The 23,681-nt window shown below is 70.2% G+C and carries 23 protein-coding genes; 5 read left to right on the top strand and 18 right to left on the bottom strand.

Going from position 1 to position 23,681, the window contains the following annotated elements; all coding sequences use genetic code 11:
• Positions 1-9: 9 nt before the first annotated feature.
• Positions 10-684: an energy-coupling factor ABC transporter ATP-binding protein gene (locus tag CA982_RS12230; protein ID WP_086535597.1), complete on the top strand. Its 675-nt coding sequence runs from the start codon at positions 10-12 to the stop codon at positions 682-684.
• Complete coding sequence (locus CA982_RS12225) at positions 681-1,283, top strand: energy-coupling factor transporter transmembrane component T family protein (protein ID WP_086535596.1); 603 nt, start codon at positions 681-683, stop codon at positions 1,281-1,283. Before CA982_RS12230 ends, CA982_RS12225 begins: the two co-directional genes overlap by 4 nt.
• Positions 1,284-1,309: 26 nt before the next feature.
• Here the strand turns inward: CA982_RS12225 and CA982_RS12220 are convergent, their stop codons facing one another.
• The 4 genes from CA982_RS12220 to guaB form a co-directional block, all read right to left on the bottom strand.
• Positions 1,310-2,245, bottom strand: coding sequence for an epimerase (locus CA982_RS12220; RefSeq protein ID WP_086535595.1), 936 nt, complete (start codon positions 2,243-2,245; stop codon positions 1,310-1,312).
• Between the two features lie 95 nt (positions 2,246-2,340).
• Positions 2,341-4,119, bottom strand: a complete 1,779-nt coding sequence (locus CA982_RS12215) for a GMC family oxidoreductase N-terminal domain-containing protein (protein WP_425269077.1) — start codon at positions 4,117-4,119, stop codon at positions 2,341-2,343.
• A 257-nt stretch (positions 4,120-4,376) separates the two neighbouring features.
• On the bottom strand, positions 4,377-5,534 hold the full coding sequence (locus CA982_RS12210) for a GuaB3 family IMP dehydrogenase-related protein (RefSeq protein WP_086535648.1): 1,158 nt from the start codon (positions 5,532-5,534) through the stop codon (positions 4,377-4,379).
• Between the two features lie 87 nt (positions 5,535-5,621).
• Positions 5,622-7,133, bottom strand: coding sequence for an IMP dehydrogenase (guaB, locus tag CA982_RS12205; RefSeq protein WP_064571629.1), 1,512 nt, complete (start codon positions 7,131-7,133; stop codon positions 5,622-5,624).
• 147 nt (positions 7,134-7,280) lie between these two features.
• Here guaB and CA982_RS12200 point away from each other — a divergent pair, with 147 nt between their 5' ends.
• Positions 7,281-7,670 (top strand): DUF5319 domain-containing protein, encoded by a 390-nt coding sequence (locus CA982_RS12200; protein WP_064571630.1) that lies wholly within the window; start codon positions 7,281-7,283, stop codon positions 7,668-7,670.
• A gap of 112 nt (positions 7,671-7,782) precedes the next feature.
• Here the strand turns inward: CA982_RS12200 and CA982_RS12195 are convergent, their stop codons facing one another.
• The 3 genes from CA982_RS12195 to CA982_RS12185 form a co-directional block, all read right to left on the bottom strand.
• Positions 7,783-8,868, bottom strand: coding sequence for an anti-sigma-D factor RsdA (locus CA982_RS12195; RefSeq protein ID WP_086535594.1), 1,086 nt, complete (start codon positions 8,866-8,868; stop codon positions 7,783-7,785).
• Positions 8,852-9,439: a sigma-70 family RNA polymerase sigma factor gene (locus CA982_RS12190; protein WP_086535593.1), complete on the bottom strand. Its 588-nt coding sequence runs from the start codon at positions 9,437-9,439 to the stop codon at positions 8,852-8,854. Before CA982_RS12190 ends, CA982_RS12195 begins: the two co-directional genes overlap by 17 nt.
• 175 nt (positions 9,440-9,614) lie before the next feature.
• Positions 9,615-10,556 (bottom strand): hypothetical protein, encoded by a 942-nt coding sequence (locus CA982_RS12185; protein WP_086535592.1) that lies wholly within the window; start codon positions 10,554-10,556, stop codon positions 9,615-9,617.
• 415 nt (positions 10,557-10,971) lie between these two features.
• On the opposite strand from CA982_RS12185, the gene CA982_RS12180 reads away from it, so the two are divergent.
• Positions 10,972-11,268 carry a WhiB family transcriptional regulator gene (locus tag CA982_RS12180; protein WP_004019187.1) on the top strand — a complete coding sequence of 99 codons (297 nt, stop codon included), beginning with the start codon at positions 10,972-10,974 and terminating at the stop codon, positions 11,266-11,268.
• Between the two features lie 102 nt (positions 11,269-11,370).
• On the opposite strand, the gene groL is transcribed toward CA982_RS12180, so the two are convergent.
• The 8 genes from groL to alr form a co-directional block, all read right to left on the bottom strand.
• Entirely contained in the window at positions 11,371-12,987 is a 1,617-nt protein-coding gene (gene groL / locus CA982_RS12175) for a chaperonin GroEL (protein WP_086535591.1), read from the bottom strand.
• A 119-nt stretch (positions 12,988-13,106) separates the two neighbouring features.
• Positions 13,107-13,406: a co-chaperone GroES gene (gene groES, locus CA982_RS12170; RefSeq protein ID WP_004019185.1), complete on the bottom strand. Its 300-nt coding sequence runs from the start codon at positions 13,404-13,406 to the stop codon at positions 13,107-13,109.
• 195 nt (positions 13,407-13,601) lie between these two features.
• On the bottom strand, positions 13,602-14,648 hold the full coding sequence (gene tsaD / locus CA982_RS12165) for a tRNA (adenosine(37)-N6)-threonylcarbamoyltransferase complex transferase subunit TsaD (protein ID WP_086535590.1): 1,047 nt from the start codon (positions 14,646-14,648) through the stop codon (positions 13,602-13,604).
• The gene (gene rimI / locus CA982_RS12160; RefSeq protein WP_086535589.1) at positions 14,645-15,154 is read right to left on the bottom strand and encodes a ribosomal protein S18-alanine N-acetyltransferase; all 510 of its coding nucleotides are present in this window, start codon (positions 15,152-15,154) and stop codon (positions 14,645-14,647) included. Before rimI ends, tsaD begins: the two co-directional genes overlap by 4 nt.
• Positions 15,151-15,861 carry a tRNA (adenosine(37)-N6)-threonylcarbamoyltransferase complex dimerization subunit type 1 TsaB gene (gene tsaB / locus CA982_RS12155; protein ID WP_086535588.1) on the bottom strand — a complete coding sequence of 237 codons (711 nt, stop codon included), beginning with the start codon at positions 15,859-15,861 and terminating at the stop codon, positions 15,151-15,153. The genes rimI and tsaB overlap by 4 nt, the downstream gene beginning before the upstream one ends.
• Complete coding sequence (gene tsaE / locus CA982_RS12150; RefSeq protein ID WP_086535587.1) at positions 15,858-16,334, bottom strand: tRNA (adenosine(37)-N6)-threonylcarbamoyltransferase complex ATPase subunit type 1 TsaE; 477 nt, start codon at positions 16,332-16,334, stop codon at positions 15,858-15,860. The genes tsaB and tsaE overlap by 4 nt, the downstream gene beginning before the upstream one ends.
• Positions 16,331-17,470: an alpha/beta fold hydrolase gene (locus CA982_RS12145; protein WP_086535586.1), complete on the bottom strand. Its 1,140-nt coding sequence runs from the start codon at positions 17,468-17,470 to the stop codon at positions 16,331-16,333. The genes tsaE and CA982_RS12145 overlap by 4 nt, the downstream gene beginning before the upstream one ends.
• Positions 17,467-18,651, bottom strand: coding sequence for an alanine racemase (gene alr, locus CA982_RS12140; protein WP_086535585.1), 1,185 nt, complete (start codon positions 18,649-18,651; stop codon positions 17,467-17,469). The genes CA982_RS12145 and alr overlap by 4 nt, the downstream gene beginning before the upstream one ends.
• 126 nt (positions 18,652-18,777) lie before the next feature.
• Between alr and CA982_RS12135 the strand changes: the two genes are divergently transcribed.
• Positions 18,778-19,296 carry a hypothetical protein gene (locus CA982_RS12135; RefSeq protein WP_244176239.1) on the top strand — a complete coding sequence of 173 codons (519 nt, stop codon included), beginning with the start codon at positions 18,778-18,780 and terminating at the stop codon, positions 19,294-19,296.
• On the opposite strand, the gene CA982_RS12130 is transcribed toward CA982_RS12135, so the two are convergent.
• The 3 genes from CA982_RS12130 to CA982_RS12120 form a co-directional block, all read right to left on the bottom strand.
• A complete protein-coding gene (locus CA982_RS12130; protein WP_086535584.1) occupies positions 19,244-20,719 on the bottom strand; it encodes an NAD(P)H-hydrate dehydratase in 1,476 nt (491 codons plus the stop codon). The genes CA982_RS12135 and CA982_RS12130 overlap by 53 nt on opposite strands.
• Before the next feature lie 9 nt (positions 20,720-20,728).
• On the bottom strand, positions 20,729-22,591 hold the full coding sequence (gene glmS / locus CA982_RS12125) for a glutamine--fructose-6-phosphate transaminase (isomerizing) (RefSeq protein WP_086535583.1): 1,863 nt from the start codon (positions 22,589-22,591) through the stop codon (positions 20,729-20,731).
• A 100-nt stretch (positions 22,592-22,691) separates the two neighbouring features.
• A complete protein-coding gene (locus CA982_RS12120) occupies positions 22,692-23,681 on the bottom strand; it encodes a dienelactone hydrolase family protein (protein ID WP_086535582.1) in 990 nt (329 codons plus the stop codon).

Genomic DNA, 23,681 nt, shown 5'->3' with positions numbered 1-23,681 from the left:
CCACCGGCGATGATCCAGTTCACCGACGTCTCCCACGCCTACGGCGACCGCGTCGTCCTGCGCGAGGTCTCACTGACGTTGTCGGAGAACCGGATCGGGATCGTCGGCGCCAACGGGAGCGGGAAGTCGACCCTGGCGCGGATGATCAACGCGCTCGTCGTGCCCGACTCCGGGACCGTGACCGTCGACGGGCTCCCGGTCGCGAAGAACAAACGTGAGGTCCGACGCCGGGTGGGGTTCATCTTCTCCGACCCGGACCGGCAGATCATCATGCCGACGGTCCGCGAGGACATCGAACTGTCGTTGCGCCGAACCGATCTCGACAAAGCGGCGCGCCTCGAGCGCGCTCGCGAGGTGCTCGCCCGCTTCGGACTCGACGACCACGCCGACCATCCCGCCCAGCGGTTGTCCGGCGGCCAGAAGCAACTCCTCGCCCTGGCGTCGATCTTCGTGACCGACCCGGCGATCATCGTCGCCGACGAACCCACCACCCTGCTCGACCTGCGCAACACCCGCATGCTCACCGATGTCTTCGCCACGCTCGACGAGCAGCTCGTCGTCGTGAGCCACGACCTCGACATCCTGGCCGACTTCGACCGCGTCATCGTCGTCGATGAGGGGCGGATTGTCGCCGACGACGAACCTCGGCCCGCGCTGGCCGCCTACCGCGAGATGATGGCGTGAACGTCCTCGGCGTCTACCGGCCCGGCAACACCGTGCTGCACCGGTTGCCCGCGGGCGTCAAGTTCGTCGCGATGGGCGTGGTGATCCTGGTGCTGTCGCTGGCGGTCCGCTCGCTCACCGCGCTCGGCATCGCCACGGCCGGGGTCGCGGCCGTCTACGCACTGGCCGGCATCGGGCCCCGCGAGGCCTGGCGCCAGCTCCGACCGCTGGTGTGGCTGCTGGTGTTCATCTTCGCCTTCCAGGTCGTCTTCACCGACTGGCGACGGGCGGTGGTCATCTGCGGTGTCCTCGCACTGTCGGTTGCGCTGGCGGCCGTCGTCTCGCTGACCACCCGCACCACGGACATGCTCGACACGATCGTCCGCGCACTCGGCCCCCTCGCCCGCTTCGGGATACGCGTCGACCTCATCGCCCTCGCACTGGCATTGACCATCCGGGCGATCCCGCTGATGGTCGAGGTGGTGCGGGAGGTCGACGAGGCGCGCAAGGCGCGCGGACTCCGACCCGGTCCGCGCATCCTCGTCGCTCCGGTCGTGCTCGCCGCGCTGCGCACCGCCGACGGCTTCGCCGACACCCTGACCGCGCGCGGACTGGACTGACTCCCCGCCCCGCGTCGCACGAGGGCTCAGAGCAGATCCGAGAGTGCGGCCTCGAGCCGGGGGAAACGGAACTCGAACCCGGCGTCGGCCAGGACGTCCGACCGCGCGCGGCGTCCCGTGAGTCCGAGTGCCGGGTCCGTACGCAACAGCACCGCACCGAGTTTCAGCAACCAGGCCGGCGTCGGCGGCGCCGGCGGGCGCCCGATCTCCGCGCGCAGCATCGCCATGAGTTCGGCGTTGCGCACCGGATTCGGACTGGCCGCGACGATCACGCCGTCGGGCAGGGACACCGCGTCGTCCACGCGCAGTGCCGCGCGGACGATCGTGAGCCAGTCGTCGATGTGAATCCAGCTGAACCACTGCCGGCCGTCGCCGACCCGCCCGCCGAGCCCGAATCTCGTCAGGCCGACGAGCCGGCGCATGGCGGGGGCATCCGCGTCCAGGACGATCGACGTACGCAGCACGGTCAGGTGATCGGTGTTCGCGCCCTCCACCGCGTCTTCCCACGGCTGCGCGACACCGGTCATCTGGGGCAGGCCGAGAGGGACCGGCGTCGACTCCGTGCACCACCGGTCCCCCGCGTCGCTCCAGATCGCCGTCGTGCTGGACTGCACCCAGTACGAGACCGGCGTCGTACGTTCGCGGGATGCGGCGACGAGCGCGCGCGTCGCGTCGACACGACTGCTCCGCAGCGTGGCGATGTTGGCGTCGGTGGGGCGACAGTCCACGAGTTTGCCCGCGAGGTTCACGACCGCCGTCGGCCGATCCGCGACCATCGCTTCGACCCAATCGCCCTGGGTCTTGCCGTCCCAGACCACCTGCTCGAAGGGCGCCAACGGATCGATCCGCCGCGTCAAGATGACCGGATGGTGTCCGCGCGCGGCGAGATCGGTCGCCAGATGCGTTCCCAGCGCACCACTTCCGCCCGCCAACACCACGGTCAGCGACTCTGTGCCCGACATGCGTTCCCCCGTTCGGCAGTGCACGCCGACACTACCCCGGCGACGACGCCGAACGGGATCGCGTACTCACAGTGCGCGTCCCATGCGCGTCGACGCTAGGAGATCCGCTGAGCGGTCATCGGGGGGACCGGGAAGATCGGCAACCGCAGGGCACCCGGCGCGTCGGCCGGGACCACCGGCGACCGCGGCGTCGTCGGCTCGAGCCGGCGGTACGGGTCACCCTGTGCCGGGCGCTGATCCTGGTCGCCCTTGTTCGGCCACAGTGCCGCTGCGCGCTCCGCCTGCGCGCAGATCGTCAGCGACGGATTGACGCCGAGGTTCGCCGACACCGACGCACCATCGGCGATGTGCAGCGTCGGGTAGTTCCACACGCGCTGGTACGGATCGATGACACCGTTGTCCGGGTCGTCGGAGATCGCGCACCCGCCGAGGTAGTGCGCCGTCAGCGGCATGTTGACGATGTCGCCCCACGTTCCGCCTGCGACACCGCCGTTCAGCTTCGCCGCGATCCGGCGAGTCGCCTCGTTGCCCTCCGGGATCCACGTCGGGTTCGGCTCACCGTGGCCCTGCTCGCTGGTGACGTAACGCAGCGGTCCACGCTTGCGGACGAATGTGGTCAGCGAATTGTTGTTGTTCTGCATGACCAGCGCGATGACGGTCCGCTCGCTCCACTGCCGCACCACGAGCAACCGCACCAGCAGCAGCGGGTTGCGGGCGACCTGGCGCAGGAACTGGCCGAACCGGTGACGCCGTGTCCCGCCGTCGGTGAGCAGGGTCTGCAGGTACGCAATCGCGTTGGACCCCTTGCCATATCGAACCGGTTCGATGTGGGTGTTCGGCGCGGGATAGAACGACGAGGTGATCGCGACTCCCCGCGAGTAGTCGTTCTCCGGATCGATCCGCGAACCCATCGCACCCAGGATCGACTCCGAGTTCGTGCGCGTGAGCCGGCCCATCGCATCCGAGATCTGCGGCAGCGTATCGAGTTTCGCGTGATGCAGCAGTCGTTGGGTGTTGAACGTACCGGCCGCCAGGATCACCTGGCCCGCGGTGATCGTCCGCCGGCGACGCCCGAGCGGCCCCCACGACGACGAGTGATGCGTACCCACCTCCCAGACGCCGTCGGGGCGGCGGTTGAGCGAGTCGACGGTGGTCCGGTCGATGATGGTGGCGCCGTTGCGTTCGGCGAGACCGAGGTAATTCTTCAGCAGGGTGTTCTTGGCACCCACCCGGCACCCGGTCATGCAAGCGCCGCATTCGGTACAGGCGGTTCGAGCCGGCCCCGCACCGCCGAAGTACGGGTCGGCGACGGTCTCGCCGGGCGCCCCGGACAGACCCGTCTTCGCACCGAAGAACACGCCGACCGGCGTCGGGGTCACCGTGTCGCCGACACCCATCTCGGCCGCCACCTCGGCGACCACACGATCAGAGGCGGTGACCGTCGGGTTGGTGACCACACCCAGCATCCGGCGAGCCTGGTCGTAGTACGGACCGAGCTCGTCCTCCCAATCGGTGATGTGGTTCCACTGCGGATCGGTGAAGAACGGCGTCGGGGGCTTGTACAGGGTGTTGGCGTAGTTGAGGGAACCGCCGCCGACCCCCGCACCGGCCAGGATCATCACGTCCTTGAGGGCGTGGATGCGCTGGATGCCGTACAGGCCGAGCTTCGGCGCCCACAGCCACCGGTTGAGGCGCCAGCTGGTCTTGGCGAAGTCCCCGTCCTCGAAACGACGACCCGCCTCGACGACGCCGACGCGATACCCCTTCTCCACGAGCCGCAGCGCACTCACGCTGCCGCCGAACCCGGAGCCGACGATCAGAACGTCGAAGTCGGTGGCGTGCTCGGTCGACCTGTCGAATCCCATGGCGAACATACTAACGCGCATTGTCATATAAAGAGACCCAGGTCACCCTAACCCTTCGTGACACGCCCTCCGCAAGCTCCGGGCGCTCCTCAGGGAGCGGTGGCGGCGTACGCCCTCCGCAAGCTCCGGGCGCTCCTCAGGGAGCGGTGGCGGCGTACGCCCACCGCCGCAAACCCACCACAGGGAGCGGTGGCGGCGTACGCCCACCGCCGCAACCCCACCACAGGGTGCGAACGGCCGTCATGAGCCAGCGGGCTCGGGGTCACTCAGGCGTGGACGGACAACCCCACGCGCTGGAACTCCTTCAGGTCGCAGTACCCGGCCTTCGCCATGGCCCGACGCAGCGCACCGACGACGTTCAACTCGCCGTACGGATCGTCCGACGGCCCGTTGAGCACCCGCTCGAGACTCGGACGGTCCTCGTCCGCGGCGACCTGCAGGAGCGCGCCGCGCGGGGTGTCCGGGTGAGCGGCGGCCGACGGCCAGTACCAGCCGTTGCCGGGCGCCGAACTCGTTGCGGCGAGCGAGGTTCCGAGAACGGCGGCGTCGGCGCCGCAGGCGATCGCCTTGACCAGGTCACCCGAGCTGTGGATGTCGCCGTCGGCGATGACGTGGACGTAGCGACCACCCGTCTCGTCCAGGTAGTCGCGACGCGCGGCAGCGGCGTCGGCGATGGCGGTCGCCATCGGCACACCGATGCCGAGGACCTCGCCGGTCGTGGTGGCTCCCGCGGCCGAACCGTAGCCGACGATGACGCCCGCCGCGCCGGTCCGCATCAGGTGCAGCGCGGTGCGGTGGTCGTGCACGCCGCCCGCGATGACGGGTACGTCGAGATCGGCGATGAAGGTCTTGAGGTTCAGCGGTTCCCGCTGGGTGCCGTCGGCATCGACCTGTGCCACGTGCTCGGCCGAGATGATCGTGCCGTGCACCACCAGGATCTCCACCCCGGCGGCCAGCAGCGCGGGGGTCAGTTCCGGTGCGTGCTGCGGGCTCACCCGAACGGCTGTGGTGACACCGGCCTCCCGGACCTGCGCGACGGCCTCGCCGAGTAGACCGCTGTCGAGCGGCGCCGCATGCAGCTTCTGCAGATGGCGAACCGCCGCATAGGGATCCGGGTCCTCGGCGGCGATCGCGACGAGTTCGGCGATCTTCGCCTCGACGTCGCGATGACGGGCCCAGAGGCCCTCACCGTTCAGGACACCCAGCGCGCCGAGCTTGCCGAGCTCGATCGCGACCGACGGCGACACCAGGGCATCGGTCGGATGACTCAGGATCGGTGAGGAGAACCGGTAGGCATCGATCTGCCACGCCGTGGAGACGTCCTTGGACGAACGGGTCCGACGGGACGGGACGATGCTGATGTCGCCCAGTTCGTAGGTCCGTCGGGCTGTCCGGCCCATGCCGATTTCGACGAGGTCACGCACCACTGCGCCTTTCTGCGGAGTTCAGCTGCACAACGACCCTACGGCCTGGCCCGGCGGACGCATCCGGCGGGAACGACCTCGGGGAGTTCAGCGGGAATAGTAGTTGGGTGCCTCGGCGGTCAGTGTGATGTCGTGCGGATGGGACTCCTTGAGTCCCGCCGCGGTGATCTGGACGAACCGTGCGGTCTGCAGGTCCGGGATCGTCGACGCGCCGGTGTAACCCATGGCGGCACGCAGGCCGCCGACCAGCTGGTGGATGACCTGGGACAGCGGGCCGCGGAACGGCACGCGTCCCTCGATGCCCTCGGGAACCAGCTTCTCCTCCTTGAGGACGTCGTCCTGGAAGTAGCGGTCCTTCGAGTACGACTTCGCCTGCCCGCGCCCCTGCATCGCACCGAGCGAGCCCATGCCGCGGTAGCTCTTGAACTGCTTGCCGTTGACCAGGACCAGCTCGCCCGGCGCCTCGGCGGTGCCCGCGAGCAGCGAACCGAGCATCGCGGTCGACGCGCCGGCGGCGAGCGCCTTGGCGATGTCGCCGGAGTACTGCAGCCCACCGTCGGCGATCACGGGTACACCCGCCTTCTGGCAGACCGCCACGGCTTCGAGGATCGCGGTGATCTGCGGAGCGCCGACGCCCGCGACGACGCGGGTGGTGCAGATCGAGCCCGGCCCGACGCCGACTTTCACCGCATCGGCACCGGCATCGACGAGCGCCTGCGCGGCCTCACGGGTCGCCACGTTGCCGCCGACGACGTCCACCCGGTCGCCGACCTCGGCCTTCAGCTTGGCCACCATGTCGAGCACGAGCCGGTTGTGCGCGTGGGCGGTGTCGACGATGATCACGTCGGCGCCGGCGTCGGCCAGGGCCATCGCACGGTCCCACTGCGGATCGCCGGTGCCGACGGCCGCACCGACGAGCAACCGTCCGTCGGAGTCCTTGGTCGCGAGCGGATGCTGTTCGGTCTTGACGAAGTCCTTGACGGTGATGAGTCCAGTGAGGCGGCCGTTGCCGTCGACGATCGGCAGCTTCTCGATCTTGTGCCGGCGCAACAGTCCCAGCGCAGCCTCCGCGGAGACCCCCTCCTGGGCGGTGATGAGCGGCGCCTTGGTCATGACCTCGGCGACCGGGCGGCTCTGGTCGACCTCGAAGCGCATGTCGCGGTTGGTGATGATGCCGACGAGCTCACCCTTGTCGTCGACGACCGGCAGGCCCGAGATGCGGTAGCGCGCACACATGGCGTCCACCTCGGCGAGCGTGTGGGACGGCGTGCAGGTGACCGGATCGGTGACCATGCCGGCCTCGGAGCGCTTGACCGTCTCGACCTGGCCGGCCTGCTCCTCGATCGACAGGTTGCGGTGCAGGACACCCATTCCGCCGGCGCGCGCCATCGCGATCGCCATCCGGGACTCGGTCACGGTGTCCATCGCCGAACTCACCAGCGGGACCCGCAACGTCACGTTCTTGGTCACCCGCGACGAGGTGTCGACCTCGCTGGGTATCACGTCCGACGCCGAGGGCAGCAACAGGACGTCGTCGAAGGTCAGGCCGAGCATCGCGACCTTGCCGGGATCGTCTCCACCGGTACGAACAGCAGTCATCGGACCATCGTATCGACTCCCCTGGTGCGGCGATCGTCACACAGGCGTCTTCGTGCCGGTGAGACCGCCTGACCCACTCCTACCACTGCCGCCGGAAGCGGTGAATGCCTGCGGCGCGACCGGCCGCGGATCGGCTACGGTGGTGTGGTGCGTGACCACCTGCCACCCGGCCTCCCGCCGGATCCGTTCGCCGACGATCCCAGCGATCCCGCATCCGCACTGGACAGCGTGGAACCGGGTATCCCGCTGGACGAGAACGAACGGCTCGCGGTCGAAGAGGATCTCGCCGATCTCGCACTCTACGAGGCATTGCTGGCCAATCGCGGTGTGCGGGGTCTCGTCGTGGTCTGCGAAGACTGCCACGAGGACCACTACCACGACTGGGACATGTTGCGCGCCAACCTGATCCAGCTTCTCATCGATGGCACCGTCCGGCCCCATGAGCCGGCGGTGGATCCCCGTCCGGACGCCTACGTCACCTGGGACTACTGCCGCGGGTATGCCGATGCGCGCAGCCATCTCGACGACGAACGCTGACGGCCGGGACACCTCGGCGACACCGCGACCCAAGTCGTCGGTCAGACCACACGAGTGAGGCCCTGCACCGGTTCGGTGCAGGGCCTCACTCGTGGGTCGTGGTCCCGGTGGGTCAGCCGATCGGCCGACCCGATGCGTCCACACCGGGCGGTGGGGTCCACGGGATCTCGGGGAACTCGGCCGGGTAGCGCGTGACCTTGGTGCTCGAGGACGGCGTCGAGGGCTGTGCCGGGGGACTCGACGACGGGACGGTCGAGGGCTCCTGCGGCTCGCTCGTCTGCTCCGACGGCGTGGTCGGCTCGTCGGTTCCGCCACCGGGCGGGGTCGACTCGCCGGGCGACGACGGCTCGTCCTCGCGGCTGGTCAGATCCGGCCGCGTCGGCTCGGTCGTGGCCGGCTGTTCGGCACCCGTCGACGACGCGGGATCGGTGACCTCCGTCGGCAGACCGGCGCCCGCGCGGATGCGGTTCATCCAGTCGGTCATCTCGTCGCGCATCTCGTTGTCCATGGGTCCCATGCGTTTCTGCGCCTCGGCCAGCAGGCTGGCCGCCGCGCCCGGATCACCGGCCGCGATCGCGGCCTCGGCACGCTCGAGATTGTTGCGGACGTCGTGCGCGGCCTGCGTCTGCGACGCGGCCTCGGCGAACACGACCTGCTTGATGCCCCAGAGCGGGTCGCCGGGCTGCGAACCCTCCGACAGCACGGTGAGGCCGGCGGCGGCGACGATGACGATGGCGGCTGCACCCGACACGACGCGCAGGTGGCGCACCATCCGGCGGCCGCGACTGGCCCGCTCGGTGGTCCCGATCGCCCGTTCGACGTCGTCGACGGACACCAGCTCCGGCTCCGGGGTGGCCATGATCTCGGACTTCCAGCCCGACAGCATCTCGGCCAGCTGGTATTCGGCCGCGTCGCGGGTCGGCACCGGTACGTCGCGGGTGAGCGCGTCGAGGAAATTCTCGTCGAAGTTGACCTCGGAGAGGTCCAGGGCGTCGTCACCGGCGGTGGGATCGAAAGAGGCCGGACCGAACGCGGGGTCCGCGCCCGACGGGACCGAATCCGACGGTCGGGGTCCGGGGCCGACAGGCGCCGGACCGCTCGAGCCCGGCGCACGCCGATGCGTGGGTGGCTGGCCGGGTCGATTCGGCTGGTCACCGCCGACGACACGGCGTCTACGCCAATCAGACTGTCCGCTCATCGTGACCTCCTGTCCGTCTCAACTCGTCTTTCAATTTCGCCAGTGCCCGGTGCTGGGCGACTCGTACCGCTCCCGCGGTACTGCCGATGGCCTGGGCGGTCTCCTCGGCCGACATACCGACGATCAAGCGCAGGACCAGCACCTCGCGCTGTTTCTCGGGCAAGATGCCCAGCAGGGCTCTCATCCGTCTGCTGCCGTCGGCGTCGATGGCGAACTGCTCTGGACCGCCGGCGACGTGCGAGACCTCGGGGATCTCCTCGACCGGGTCCGACTTCACCCGCGCCGCCACCCGCATGGCGTCGGCGACCTTGTGCGACGCGATGCCATAGACGAAGGCCATGAACGGCTTGCCCTGGTCCCGATAACGGGGCAGTGCGGTCATCACCGCCATCAATGCCTCCTGCGCGATGTCGTCGGCGGAGAACAGATGACGTTCCCCGACCCCGATGCGTCCTCGGCAGTAGCGCAGGATCGGCTCCTGCACGCTTTCGAGAACTGACGTGAGAGCGGCACGATCGCCTTGGCCCGCGGCCCGGACGGCGTCGTTCAACTCACCACCTGTCAACTTCATCGCGCGTAGGAATCCCCGTGTTACAGATCGGCCAACCGGCCTCGCCGCCAGTCCTGGTACGGGCCCCGACACGGTGACGCCGCCGGTGGCGACCGTCGTGGACCGCGCCTCGTGAGCAGCGTTCCCCGACGTCCCCGGCGGCGATGACGTGGCAGACCCCAACACACCTTAGCGATCAACCCCCCGGCATCAGCGCCATGCCCTTGCCGATCAGCGTGGCGCGGAGCACACGGTGGCGCGCGGCGTCGTCCTCCGACGCCGACCCGGAACCCAGTAACAGGCTCAACGCCGCCCACTCCAGCGGGCGAAGTCCCTCGTCGCGAGCATCGTCGGCGACCTGCCGCGCGAGCGTCGCCGCGCCGCCCCGATCCCCGCCACCGGCGGTGGCAGCCGCGGCGATGAGCTCGGTCTTGATGCGATGCCGAGCCGGTACCGGGGTTCGGGCTTCGGTCATCTCCCGGATCAGCACGGCCCCCGCCCGGGCATGGTCCAGACCGGTGGAGACGTCGCCGCGATAGAGGCCGAGCTCGGCATTCACCCACTCCCAGCGCAATCGGCAGCGTGTCGCCGTCGCCCAGTCCGCGTCGACGGGCCGCCATGACCAGCCGACGTGCGGCGGGCCGTCCGCGGGGTCGAGGACTGCCCTCGCCCGGTCGAGCAGCCGGCGCGAGGCCTCGAACCTCAGCAGACCGAGATTGTCGGCCGCGAGCCCGACGAGTCCGTCGGCGACCGCGGCGCGGGTGAGCGACACCTCCGCCGGACCCGGCGGTTCCGTCGACGCCCGAGCGCCGGCGACGCCGACGGTGAGGAGGGCCCGGCCGTCGATTCCGTGTGCGATCCGGTGACGCCCGGCCTGCCGGATCAGCGACGCGCGGGTGCTCTGGCAGAGCGAGAGCAGTGCGGTCTGCGGCTCGACAGACGCCGCGAGGCCGGTCGGCGGGCCGAGGACCCGGTCCAGCGCGGTGAGCGCTGTGAGGGCGCCGGCGTAGTCCCCGCGTCCGCCGGCGGAGACTGCGTCGGCCCAGGCCCGTAGCAGCGGGGCCGTCACCGGCACGGCCGACGGGTGTCGACGCAGTTCAACGGCGTTCTCGAGCGTCATCCGGGTGTTCTTGGTCACTCGAACTTTTTTGGTTTGCATGAATTTAACGAACGATTCCCAACGTTAATTCTCCGGACAGATCACGGGTGCATCATCGGAAGATTTCCGACATGTAAATCGGTTCGATCGACGTCACCACACCCCAGCGCGCGCCGCACCGGACAGAGAGTACGCCACGCCCGGTGAACTTGCTGGTCATCACGGGTTCAGTCACCCGATCCGGGGGCCGCCCGAACCCCTCGACACCCCTGTGCTATCCGGCCGGGACGGCCTAACCCGCCGTTAACATTTCTGAGACTTTCGCGGCAATCACGTCCCATTTCGAGCCTATTGACGCCATTTCTCAGGCCCGCTTAATGTGAGTTCAGCGTTGCAGGAAATCGACGTTTCTCACCGAGCACCTCGGTGCGGCCCACGACAAGGAGTAGCTGTCATGCCTCAGCCCAATCATCTCCCCGGCCCCAACGCTGACATCTGGGACTGGCAGATGTCAGGACTCTGCCGCGGCGTCGACTCGGCCATGTTCTTCCATCCCGACGGCGAGCGCGGCCGGGCCCGAGCGCAACGTGAGCGGCGAGCCAAGGAGATGTGCCACCAGTGCCCGGTCATCGCACAGTGCCGGGAGCACGCGCTCGCGGTGGCGGAGCCGTACGGCATCTGGGGCGGTCTCTCCGAGTCCGAGCGCAGCATCCTGATGAAGCGCGGCGTCGGCCGCCGGATGGCCAGCTGAGGCCCTGGGCGAACGGGCCCACCCGACAACGGCGAGAGCCGGGCATCCCCGCGAGGATGCCCGGCTCTCGTGTTCGTCGGCTGCGCGACCCGAGGGTCTACGTCAGTGCGCGTGCCCGTGTCCGGCGTGACCGGCCGGCTCGTCGGCCGGCTGATCGGTGATCGCCGTCTCGGTGGTCAACACCATCCGGGCCACCGATGCCGCGTTGACGACCGCCGACCGGGTGACCTTCACCGGGTCGATGATGCCCTCGCCGACCAGGTCGCCGTAGGTGAGGCTCGCGGCGTTGAACCCCGAGCCGTCGGCCGCGCCGGCGACCTTGTCGACCACGACCGCGCCGTCGAGGCCCGCGTTCGCGGCGATCCAGTACAGCGGCGCCCGCGCGGAGTCGCGGACGACCCGTACACCCAGGGCCTCGTCGCCGGTGAGGGACTCGGCGAGCGCGTCGAGCTTCTTCGACGCCTGCACGATGGCCGAGCCACCACCGGGGATGATCCCCTCTTCGACCGCGGCCTTGGCCGCGGCGACGGCGTCCTCGACTCGGTGCTTGCGCTCCTTGAGGGCGGTCTCGGTGGCCGCGCCGACACGGATGACGGCGACACCACCGGAGAGCTTCGCCAGACGCTCGGCGAGCTTCTCCTTGTCCCAATCGGAGTCGGACTGTTCGATCTCGCGCCGGAGCTGGGCCGAACGGTCCGCGATCGCGTCCTTGGTACCGGCACCCTCGACGAGGGTGGTGGCGTCCTTGGTGACCACGACGCGACGGACCGAGCCGAGCACCTCGAGGCCGACGGTCGACAGGCTCAGGCCGATGTCGGAGGACACCACCGTTCCGCCGGTGACGACCGCGAGATCCTCGAGGAAGGCCTTACGGCGGTCACCGAAGAACGGCGCCTTGACGGCGACGGCGCGGATCGTCTTGCGAATCGAGTTGACGACGAGCGTCGACAGCGGCTCGCCCTCGACGTCCTCGGCGACGATGAGCAGCGACTTGCCCGCCTCGACGACCTTCTCCAGCAGCGGCAGGAACTCCGGCAGGGAGCTGATCTTGTCGCGGTAGAGCAGCACGAGCGCGTCTTCGAGGACCGCTTCCTGGCTGTCGACGTCGGTGACGAAGTAGGGCGAGAGGAAGCCCTTGTCGAACTGGACGCCCTCGGTGATCTCGAGGTCGGTGCTCAGTCCGGAGCTCTCCTCGACGGTGACGACACCATCGGCGCCGACCGCGGTCATCGCCTTGCCGACCATCTCGCCGATCTCCTCGTCCCGGGAGGACACGGTGGCGATCTGCGCGATCGCCTGTTCGCCCGAGACGGGGGTCGCGGCGGCGAGCAGGGCCTCGCTGAGCGCATCGGCAGCCTTGCTGATGCCCTGCCCGAGGGCGATCGGGTTGGACCCGGCGGCCACGTTGCGGAGGCCCGCCTTGACCATCGCCTGCGCGAGAACCGTTGCGGTGGTGGTGCCGTCGCCCGCGACGTCGTTGGTCTTGGTGGCAACGGACTTCACCAGCTGCGCGCCGAGGTTCTCGAACGGGTCGTCGAGTTCGATGTCGCGCGCGATGGTGACGCCGTCGTTGGTGACGCTCGGTCCGCCGAACGCCTTGGCGAGGACGACATGCCGTCCGCGGGGGCCGAGGGTGACCTTGACGGTGTCGGCGAGCTGGTCGATGCCTCGCTCGAGCGCCCGTCGAGCGGTTTCGTTGAATTCAATCTGCTTGGCCATGAATCACTTTCTTCAGCGGGAGCCGGTCGCCGCAACGCACATCGCCCCGGTACCCCTGCACGGGGCGCCGGGGCGATGTGAGACGCGATAAAGGCTCGCGGAGTCTAACTCGGCCGGTCCTACTTGCCGATGACGGCGAGGACGTCGCGTGCCGAGAGGATCAGGTATTCCTCGCCGGCGTACTTGATCTCGGTGCCGCCGTACTTGCTGTAGATGACGGTGTCGCCTTCTTTGACGTCCACGGGGACGCGGTTGCCCTGCTCGGTGACCCGACCCTCGCCGACAGCGATGACGGTGCCTTCCTGCGGCTTCTCCTTGGCGGAGTCCGGGATGACCAGGCCCGAGGCGGTGGTCGTCTCGGCCTCGACGGCCTGCACCAGGATCTTGTCCTCAAGCGGCTTGATGTTCACGCTCGCCACGATGTGAGTCCTCAACTTTCGTACTGAGAAAGAATCTGCACGTTCACGGCCCTGTAAAACCTCGTCGTCGCGGGTATCCGAGGCTTCGCTCAGCGCCAACTAGCACTCTATACATGCGAGTGCCAGCACTCAAGGGTGGAGGCTGCAAAAACCCCGACGTGTTCGCTCCCCGCGAACCCGTCCGGCCACCCTCGGCTACAGCTGGCTGACGCGCACCGACATCGCCGGGTCCGACGCCACGGTCAGCGGCGAGGGCTCGGCTCCCCCGCCGATCACATGAGCACCCAGGGTCGCGATCATGACCCCGTTGTCGGTGCACAGCCGCGGCTTCGGCACCCGCAGCTCGATGCCGGCGGAGTCACAGCGCTCCTGGGCCAACGACCGGATGCGCGAATTGGCGGTCGCGCCGCCCCCGAGGACCAGGGTGTCCACCCCGAGGTCACCGCACGCGCGGACCGCCTTCATGGTCAGCACGTCGGCGACCGCCTCCTGGAACGAGGCCGCCACGTCCGCGACGGGCACCTCCGCGCCGTCGCGCCCGCACTTCTCCACATACCGCGCGACCGCGGTCTTCACTCCGCTGAACGAGAAGTCGTGCCGCGAGTCGCGGGGACCGGTCATCCCGCGCGGAAAGGCGATCGCACCCGGGTCGCCGGCGCAGGCCGCGCGATCGAGTGCCGGACCGCCCGGGAAGCCGAGGTCGAGCAGACGGGCGACCTTGTCGAAGGCCTCCCCGGCGGCGTCGTCGACCGTGGTGCCCAGTTCGACGATCGGCTCGGCGAGGTCGGTGACGTGCAAGAGGTGGGTGTGGCCGCCGGACACCAGCAGGGCGACGCACTCCGGCATGGGTCCGTGCTCGAGGGTGTCCACCGCGACGTGACCGCCGAGATGGTTCATCGCGTACAGCGGCACATCCCAGGCGAGCGCGTACGCCTTTGCCGCGGCCACGCCGACGAGCAGCGCACCGGCGAGGCCCGGACCGATCGTGACCGCGATGGCGTCGGGTCGGTCGATCCCGGCGGCCTCCCGCGCCCGGCGCATCGTGGGGACGATCGCCTCCAGGTGCGCACGGGAGGCGATCTCGGGGACCACGCCGCCGAACCGCGCATGCTCGTCGACACTGGATGCCACCTCGTCGGCGAGCATCGTCGCGAATCCCGGCGTGTCACCGTCGCCCGGCGTCCACCGGACGACGCCGACACCCGTCTCGTCGCAGGAACTCTCGATGCCCAGAACGATCACGCCGGGCCCTCCTCCGGTTCGAGCGGCCGGCCCGACACCGGGAGCCGCAACATCGTGTAGGCATCGGCGCCGGACGGCTGATAGTAGTTGCGCCGGAGACCCGCGGTGCTGAAGCCGTGCCGCGAGTACAGCGCGATCGCCACGTCGTTGTCGGTGCGCACCTCGAGGAACACCGGGGCATCGTTCTCGTCGGCGACGGTGAGCATGGCCTCCAGGAGCGCCTTGCCCACTCCCCGGCCCCGATGGTCCGGATCGACGGCGATGGTATGGACCTCGCATTCCCAGGCGTCCGGCTGTCCGAGCAGGGAGATCCCGGCGTAACCGATGACGTCGGCGCCCGCGCGTTCCCGCGCCGCGAAGTAGGTGTTGTACGGCGCGTTGAGCTCGGCCCGGAAGGCCGCCGCCGGCCACGGCGAGTCGTCGGCGAACATCTGACGTTCCAGCGCCGCACAGCGGGGGATGTCGCCGTAGGTGAGGGCGTCGATCACCAGCTCGGGTGTGGTCATCGCGCCGCACCCGCCCGGCGATCCTTCTGCTCGACCGCGTCGGGGCGTCGGAGATACAGCGGGACAAGGGGTTCGGGCATCCGGCCGGCGCCGATGCCGGCGGCCGCGGCCGCGGTGAGCCCGCGCACCGTCGGCACCGCGATCGCAGGCGCGGCACCGGTCCAGCCGGCCGACTCGAGATGAGCCGCGGAACCCGCGACCACCCGGATCCGTCCCGCAGACCAGTCGGGGGCGAGTTCCTCGGCGACCACCGCGGGCGCGGCCACCTCCGGACCGCGCAGACGCCGACCACCCTCGTACAGCGCCCAGTACACCTCCCGCCGGCGCGCATCGGTCACCACGAGAGTCCGTGACCCGGCGTCGACAACGTCCCGATCCGCTTCGGCGGCAAGCGCATCCAGTGAGCACACGCCGTACGCCGGAATCCCGAGCGCATCGGCGAAGGCGGCACCGGTCGCCATGCCGACCCGCAGCCCGGTGAACGGACCGGGCCCGCAGCCGACGACGACCGCGGTCAGATCGGTTCGGGCGGTGCCGGATTCGGTGAGGCTCTCGGCGATGAGGGTGGTGAGCAGTTCCGCGTGCCGTCGATGGTCGGCGACGGCACGTTCGGCCAGGACCCGGACCTCGCCGGCGTGCAGGGCGGCCACTCCGGCCACCACCGAATCGGTGGCGGTGTCGACCGCCAGCACCAGACCGTCGCTCATTCGGCGCTCACCCACTCCCACTCCACATGTCGGACATCGGTGTCGACGTTCCGGCGCAGCCGCACGACGAGATGCCGGTCGGCCAGGCGCTCGGCCACCCCCTCACCCCACTCGACGACGACGACCGCTTCGTCGAGGTCGGAGTCCAGGTCGAGGGCGTCGAGCTCGTCGAGGACCCCCGCACCGTTGCCGGTGCCGCCGAGCCGGTAGGCGTCGACGTGGACCATCCCCGGCCGGTCCGGGCGGCCCGGTCGATGCTCACGCGCGATGATGAAGGTCGGCGAGGTCACCCGGCCCACGATGCCGAGCCCGGCCCCGATCCCGCGGGCCAGCGCCGTCTTACCCGCACCCAGCGGACCGTCGAGGATGACCACGTCCCCCGCGGTCAGGGTCGACGCCAGCTCGGCGCCGAAGGCCTCGGTGTCCGCGACGTCGGGGAGCTCGCGGGTACCGCTGGGACCCACTCCGCTCATCCCCGGCCCCGCTTCCACCAGCGCCGGCGCGGAGCCGGCAGCGCGACCCGCGCGCGGTCGACCAGTTCGGCGATCGCGTCACTCACCAGGCGCGGCTCCTCCATCTGGACCATGTGCCCGGCGCCCTTGGCGACCACCAGGCGCGAGTCGGCACCGAGTTGGGAGTACATCCGCACCGAGTTGCGCAGCGGCGTGAGCCGGTCCCGGTCGCCGCACACGACCGTGGTCGGAACCTGCGCGATCACCGGCAGCGCGGTCGATTCGTCGTGGATCTCCAACGCGTGCAGGAAGTTCACGATGGTCTCGATCGGCGTGCTCTGGATCATCTTGTCGACCGCGGCGCCGAGCGCCGGACTGTAGAATGTCGGCCCGAAACTCGCCGCGACCAGTACCGGTTCGAGTGCCGAGCGGGTCAGCCCGCGTCCGGCCTGCACCAGGCGCGGCGCGCGGCGGACACTCATCCGGAAGGCATCCACCACCGGATTGCGCAGTCCCTCACCGAGTCCGGCGTCGGTGAGACCGCGCGATGCCGTCGCCACGAGACCCACCCCGGCGACCGGACCGTGGGTCGAGAACAGCGCCGGGTGGCGGCGGGCGAGGCCCATCAGGGTCATGCCACCCATCGAATGCCCAACGAGGACAACGGGTCCGACCGGGACGGTGGCCCGGACCACGGCGGCCGCGTCGTCGGCGAGCTGCGCGATCGTGCACGTCTCGGTCGGAGCCGGATCGCTCTCCCCGTGACCGCGATGGTCGAAGAACACCAGACGGTAGTTGCGGTCGCGCCACTCCACGGCCAGTTGCTCGCGCTGGAAGTGCCAGCTCGACAACCGAAGACTGAAGCCGTGCACGAACACGATCGTCAGGTCGGGCGCGGAGTCGGCCGTCACCGTCCCGAGATCGACGATTCGCACCGCGAGCTCCAGGCCGTCATCGGTGGTGACCGTGGTCGCCCGCTCGCCGTAGAGCGCCGTGAGATCGACATCGGCGTGCGGATCCGGGCGGCCCACCACGCTCTTGCGAGCGATGTTGCGCGCAGCTCCGACGGCTGCCATGCCCCCCAGGGCGGCGATGCCCGCCACCCCGGCCAGCAGTCCGACGCGTTCGGAATCGTCCACCAGTGGTGCCCCGCTCACTGTCCGGTCCCCGCGTTCTCGGGTTTCGCCGTGTCCTCGGAATCTACCCCGACGGCCCCCGCGCCGACGTAGCGACGGACCACCCGCGTCCCGACCTGAGAGACGATCTCGTAGTCGATGGTGCCGATCGCGTCCGCCCAGTCCTTCGCGGTCGGGCCACCGGCGGCTCCGGTACCGAACAGTTCGGCCTCGTCCCCTTCGCGGACGCCGGCCCCGTCCGGTCCGAGATCGACGACCAGCTGATCCATGCAGATGCGGCCCACGCCGTCGAACATCCGATCGCCGATCCGGACCCGGATGCGGCCCGACAACAGTCGCGGTACCCCGTCGGCGTATCCCGCGGCGACCACGGCCACCATCGTGTCCCGCGGCGCGATCCACGTCTCGCTGTAGGACACGCCCTGCCCCGCGGCGACCTTCTTCACGAGTGCGATGCGCGCCGTCAGCGTCATCGCCGGGATCAGTCCGAAGTCGCCCTGCGCGGGCACGGGGGTGCGGCCGTACACGGCGATCCCGGGACGGACGAGGTCACGGGCGAGATCCGGACGAGTCAGCGCCGCCGGTGAGTTGGCGATGTGCACCACCTGCGGCGCCGCCCCCAGCCGGACCAGATCGGCCACCGCGAGGTCGAGCCGTTGCGCCTGGGCGTCGTTCAACGGATGCTCGGGTTCGTCGCCGCGCGCGAGATGGCACATCGCCGCGCGCAGGATCACCGATCCGTCCGCGTGTGCCTTCGCGACCCGCTCCGCGAAGTCGGACCACTCGTCCACCGCGACGCCGCTGCGATTGAGGCCGGTGTCGACCTTGGCGGTCACGACGGCGGGCTGTCCGATACGCCGCGCGGCGGCGATCACCGCCTCGAGCTGCGCGATCGACGAGAGCGCGATGTCGATGCGGTCGGTGATCGCACCGGCGAAGTCGGCACCCGGCGTGTGCAGCCAGGCGGTGACCGGGGCGTCGATGCCGGCCGCCCGGAGTGCGGCGGCCTCGGTGAGGTGCGCGACACCGAGTTCGGTGGCACCCGCGGCGAGCACAGCTCGCGCCACGGGGAGTGCGCCGTGGCCGTAGGCGTCGGCCTTCACGACCGCCATCACGTCGGTACCCGACACGGCACGCAGCACGCCGACGTTGTGGGCGATCGCGGCGAGATCGACGGTCGCGGTCAGAGCAGGGGAAGTCATCGCCGTTCATTGTCCCAGATGGCCCGGTACGGCTCGTCCCGGCTGCCTGCAGCGAGAGGTGGGCGACGTTCTACGGACGGGGTCTGAGTAATCACACCGATGTGGAGCGTCGGCCGGGACGGTTGAGTGGACGCCAACGCAGTCCCGACCGTCGCCGCACCCACGGAAGTCATCATGTACAACACCCCGAATCCGCAGGCCACCGCCGTGTTCGTCCCCGCCGACCTCGTGCCCCCGCCCCGCGTCCACGACCTCGCCGCCTTCTCCCCCGTCGATCCGGTCATCCCGTCCGCCGGCCCCGACCGTCCGGGTCTGCGGGCCTCGCTGTCGTCATGGACCGCCAATGCGATCGCCTGGGTGGCGTTCGTCACCGCCGGGGTTCTCTTCCTGCTCGCCCTCGGCCATGCGATGGCCGGCGAACCCGCCGACGCCTACGGCGTCGCGGCCCTGATCGCCTTCGGCGTCGGGGTCGTCGCGGCGATCGCCGCGTGCGCGGGACTGGCCATCTCGTTCACCCAGCGCATCCGGCACGGCGCGCTGCGGCGCGCGGGCACCGTCGCCGACGCGATCGTGCTGTCGTCGGTCACCGCCTTCACCGCGCTGACGGCGCTGTATCCACTCGTGTTCGTGCTGACCGCGTGGTGAACTCGCGGATCGCCGGACGCAGCCCCGACAGCAGGGCCGACGCCCCGATCGGCGCGCCACCACTCGCGAGCTCGGCCGCCCGGGCGTGCACGCGCGCGGCCGCCGCACCGGCGATCCGGGGCGATCTCCCGGCGGCGAGCAGCGCCCCGGCGATCCCCGACAGCACGTCTCCGGCCCCGGCCGTCGCAGCCCACGACGACCCGGCGTCGTTGCCGAGGACGTGACCCGTCGGGTCGGCGACCAGCGTGATGCGCCCCTTTAGCAGCACCGTCACGCTCCACCTCGCGGCGAGACCGGCGACGGCGGCGAGACGGTCGGCGCCCAGCTCGGTGCCGGTCAACCGGGCGAACTCGCCCGCATGGGGTGTCAGCAGGGTCGGCGACGTCCGCCCGTCGACGAGCCCCGGATCGCGGGCGATGAGGGTCAGTGCGTCGGCGTCGGCGAGGACCGGCAGGTCGGTGCCCAGAACCGTGCGCAGGGTCGCCGCGGCCGCATCATCGGTACCCATCCCGGGGCCGAGGACCCACGCCTGGACACGTCCGGCGTCGGCGAGGTCGGGGGTCGCGACGACCTCCGGCCACCGCGCCACCACCTCGGCGTGCGCGGACCCGACGAATCGGGTCATGCCCGACGTCGCGGTCACCGCCGCGCCGGTCGCGAGGACGGCGGCGCCGGGATACCGATGTGATCCGGCGATGATCCCGACAACCCCCTGGGTGTACTTGTCGTCCCCGGGATCAGGTGTGGGCCAGTCGATCTCGTCGTCGGAGAGGGAGCTGAGGGTCGGTGCGCCGCCTCGGCCCGTCTCGGGCAGGACGTCGTCGAGGCCGATGTCGACCAGGACGACTCGCCCGCACTGCGGCGCGGCGAGCAGGTGCGCGCGACGCCGCACCCCGAAGGTGACCGTGAGGTCGGCACGAACCGCCGGGTCGTGGACCTCGCCGGTGTCGGCATCGACCCCGGACGGCAGATCGACCGCCACGACGACGGTCTCCGAATCGACACCCGCGAAGATCTCGGCGGCCTTCGTCCGCAACGGACCCCGGCCACCGAGGCCGACCACGCCGTCGACGATGACGTCGAGTGCATCGGGCAGGCGCTCACCGGTCCGCCCGCCGGCGGCGCGGAATGCCGCCAGGCCGGCGGAGTGGGCTCTGTCCGCGGCGAGCAGGACCGCATCGACCCGCACTCCGCGGCGGCACAATTCGGCGCCGGCGAACAGCGCGTCGCCGCCGTTGTCCCCGGCACCGACGACAACGCCGACCGACCGTCCGTAGCAACCGCCGGTCCGGTTCAGCTCCGCCGCGATCACCTGGGCGACCCCGTGTGCCGCCCGGCGCATCAGGACGCCGCCGGTGAGCAGGTCCCCCGAGGCCCGCTCGGCGTCGCGGACCTCGTCAGCCGTCAGATACCGGATCGGCATGCCGGTCGACTATTCGACGGTCACCGACTTGGCCAGGTTCCGTGGTTTGTCGACGTCGTACCCACGGGCCTGGGCAACGCTCGCCGCGAACACCTGCAGCGGCACGGTCGAGACCAGCGGCTGCAGCAGCGTCGGCGTCTTCGGGATCGGGATGAACTCGTCGGCGACGGCACGCGCGGCGACGTCGTCGGGCTCGGCGATGACGATCGTGCGCGCGCCGCGGGCCTGGATCTCGCGGATGTTGCTGACCATCTTGGAGTGCAGCACCGCGCGGCCGTCCGGGGACGGCATGACCGTGATCACCGGCAGTCCGTCCTCGATCAGCGCGATCGGCCCGTGCTTGAGCTCGCCAGCCGCGAAGCCCTCGGCGTGCATGTACGCGAGTTCCTTGAGCTTGAGCGCGCCCTCGAGCGCCACCGGATAACCGACATGGCGGCCGATGAACAGCACGGTGTTGTGGTGAGCCAGCGAGCGAGCGAGTTCGCGCACCGGTTCCATCGTGTCCAGCACCTGCGCGACGGAATCGGCCATCGCCTCGATGGCCGCGAACTCGCGAGCGACCTCGTCGGCGTACTTGGTGCCCCGCGCCTGCGCCAGCGCGAGCCCCACGAGGTAGGCGGCGACGATCTGTGCGAGGAAGCACTTGGTCGACGCGACGCCGATCTCCGGGCCGGCGTGGGTGTACAGAACCGCGTCGGATTCCCGGGGGATCTGCGCACCGTTCGTGTTGCAGATGGCCAGGACGCGGGCCTTCTGGTCCTTCGCGTGCCGGACCGCCTCGAGCGTGTCGGCGGTCTCACCGGACTGCGAGATCGCCACGACCAGCGTCGACCGGTCGAGCACCGGGTCGCGGTACCGGAACTCACTGGCGAGTTCGATCTCGACGGGGAGCCGGGTCCAGTGCTCGATCGCGTACTTGGCGAGCAGACCGGCGTGATAGGCGGTACCACAGGCCACCACGAACACCTTGTCGACGTCACGCAGGTCATCGTCGGTCAGGCGCTGCTCGTCGAGCACGATGCGGCCGTTCTGCAGATGCCCGAGGAGGGTGTCGGCGATCGCGCGCGGCTGCTCGGCGATCTCCTTGAGCATGAAGAAGTCGTAGCCGCCCTTCTCCGCGGCCGCCAGATCCCAGTCGATGTGGAATGGCTTGCCCGCCCGGACGTTCTGGTCGAAGTCGCTGACCGTGTACGAGTCGGCGGTGATCACCACGACCTCGTCCTGGCCGAGTTCCACTGCATCCCGGGTGTGTTCGATGAACGCCGTCACGTCCGACGCGAGGAACATCTCGCCCTTGCCGACACCCACCACGAGCGGTGTCGACCGCCGAGCCGCGACGATGGTGTCCGCGTGGTCGGCGTGGGTGAACACGAGGGTGAAGGCGCCCTCGAGACGACGCAGCGCGGCGTAGGCGCTGGCCACGAAGTCGCCGGCGGTCGGACCCAGGGCGTAGTACTTCGACACCAGATGCACGGCGGTCTCGGTGTCGGTCTCCGACGCGAACTCGACGCCGTCCTCCTCGAGCTCGGCGCGCAGTTCGGCGTAGTTCTCGATGATGCCGTTGTGCACGACGGCGAGCTTGCCGTCGTCACTGGCGTGCGGGTGCGCGTTGCGATCGGTCGGCTTGCCGTGCGTGGCCCAGCGGGTGTGTCCGATCCCGGTGGTTCCCGACAGCGACTCGCGGCCGACCGTGGCGATCTGCTTCTCCAGGTTCTCCAGTCGGAGCGCCTTCTTCTGGATGGCGGTGCTTCCCTCGCCGTCGAGGATCGCGACGCCCGCCGAGTCGTATCCGCGGTATTCCATCCGTCGCAGCGCGTCGACGACGATGTCCAGGGCATCGCGTCGCCCCACGTATCCCACGATTCCACACATAGCTAGTCAGGGTACCTGCGGACGCGGGAGTGGCAGCGCGCCGCGTCGGGTCCCGAGCCGGGGTCACAACCGGCCCCGACCGGGTACGCCGGCACGGCCGTCACTCGATGGTGTCGGGCACCACTGCGTTCGGCGCACCGGAGGGCACCGGGCTCGCCGCGCGGCGGCGCTTGCGTTCCTTCGCGCCCAGCAACTTGGCGATCTTGTCCTGGATCTCCGGCGGGTCGTCGAGATCCACCGCGGGCACCTTCCCGAGGACGGTGTCGGCGTCGGCGAAGGCCTCGTACCGGCTGTCGTCGTCGAGAGTGTGCAGCAGGAACCCGGTGGTCAGGGCACGTACCGCGGTGTGGGTCTTCTTGTCGGCGCCGTTGCCGCCGAGCAGGGATGTGATGGACCGGTGCTCGACCAGTCCGCGCGAAGTGGCGCCCGGCGGGGTACGCAGCACCGCGGCGGGCCGGGGGTCGGCCGTCGACTCCGATCCGTACGACTGCGCCAGCGGAAGCGCGTTGCCGTCGATGGTGTCGAGTTCGCCGATCGCCGACACGATGAGTCCCGGAGCACTCACCCGCCGGGCCGCGGGCAGCAGCGAGGAGGTCGTCGGCGCCGGGAACAGCGCGACCACTCCCCGGGCCTGCGGTTGCGGCTGGCCGTGCAGCACGCCCTCCGACGCGGCCAGCACCGCGGCGGCCGCTCCGAAGCCGTGGCCGGCGAACCCGATCTTGCGCGGGTCGACGGTGATCTCGCCGAAACCGAGCGGGACCCGGGTCACGATCGACAGTGCCGAGCGCAACTGGGCGGCCATCGCGTCGTCGGACACCAGCAGGCCGCGCTGACCCGCGGGGACGGCGACGACGATCCCCCACGACGCGAGGTGATGACACAGGTCGCGGTATCGCTCGACCGACGTCATCCACCCGTGGCCGAATGCGACGGCCGGGAGTCGTTCGCCCTCGGCGGGCGTGAACACGACACCCGGCGTCCCGACGATCCCGAGGTCGCCGCGCAACACGCGATGAGGGCCGCGTCGGGCGAGCGCGGACATCAGCTTCGCGGGCGACTGCGTCGGCTTCTGCTGCTTCTTGCCTGGCAC

The organism is Gordonia lacunae, from assembly GCF_002149015.1.
Taxonomy (GTDB): domain Bacteria; phylum Actinomycetota; class Actinomycetes; order Mycobacteriales; family Mycobacteriaceae; genus Gordonia; species Gordonia lacunae.
This window is presented reverse-complemented; position numbering and strand designations above follow the sequence as displayed.

Excerpts from the sequence above, each read along its gene's own strand:
- CA982_RS12230 (WP_086535597.1), top strand. The coding sequence starts at position 10 with ATGATCCAGTTCACCGACGTCTCCCACGCCTACGGCGACCGCGTCGTC.
- CA982_RS12220 (WP_086535595.1), bottom strand. The coding sequence starts at position 2,245 with ATGTCGGGCACAGAGTCGCTGACCGTGGTGTTGGCGGGCGGAAGTGGT.
- CA982_RS12215 (WP_425269077.1), bottom strand. The coding sequence starts at position 4,119 with ATGTTCGCCATGGGATTCGACAGGTCGACCGAGCACGCCACCGACTTC.
- guaB (WP_064571629.1), bottom strand. The coding sequence starts at position 7,133 with ATGACTGCTGTTCGTACCGGTGGAGACGATCCCGGCAAGGTCGCGATG.
- CA982_RS12195 (WP_086535594.1), bottom strand. The coding sequence starts at position 8,868 with ATGAGCGGACAGTCTGATTGGCGTAGACGCCGTGTCGTCGGCGGTGAC.
- CA982_RS12190 (WP_086535593.1), bottom strand. The coding sequence starts at position 9,439 with ATGAAGTTGACAGGTGGTGAGTTGAACGACGCCGTCCGGGCCGCGGGC.
- CA982_RS12180 (WP_004019187.1), top strand. The coding sequence starts at position 10,972 with ATGCCTCAGCCCAATCATCTCCCCGGCCCCAACGCTGACATCTGGGAC.
- groL (WP_086535591.1), bottom strand. The coding sequence starts at position 12,987 with ATGGCCAAGCAGATTGAATTCAACGAAACCGCTCGACGGGCGCTCGAG.
- rimI (WP_086535589.1), bottom strand. The coding sequence starts at position 15,154 with ATGACCACACCCGAGCTGGTGATCGACGCCCTCACCTACGGCGACATC.
- tsaB (WP_086535588.1), bottom strand. The coding sequence starts at position 15,861 with ATGAGCGACGGTCTGGTGCTGGCGGTCGACACCGCCACCGATTCGGTG.
- tsaE (WP_086535587.1), bottom strand. The coding sequence starts at position 16,334 with ATGAGCGGAGTGGGTCCCAGCGGTACCCGCGAGCTCCCCGACGTCGCG.
- alr (WP_086535585.1), bottom strand. The coding sequence starts at position 18,651 with ATGACTTCCCCTGCTCTGACCGCGACCGTCGATCTCGCCGCGATCGCC.
- CA982_RS12130 (WP_086535584.1), bottom strand. The coding sequence starts at position 20,719 with ATGCCGATCCGGTATCTGACGGCTGACGAGGTCCGCGACGCCGAGCGG.
- glmS (WP_086535583.1), bottom strand. The coding sequence starts at position 22,591 with ATGTGTGGAATCGTGGGATACGTGGGGCGACGCGATGCCCTGGACATC.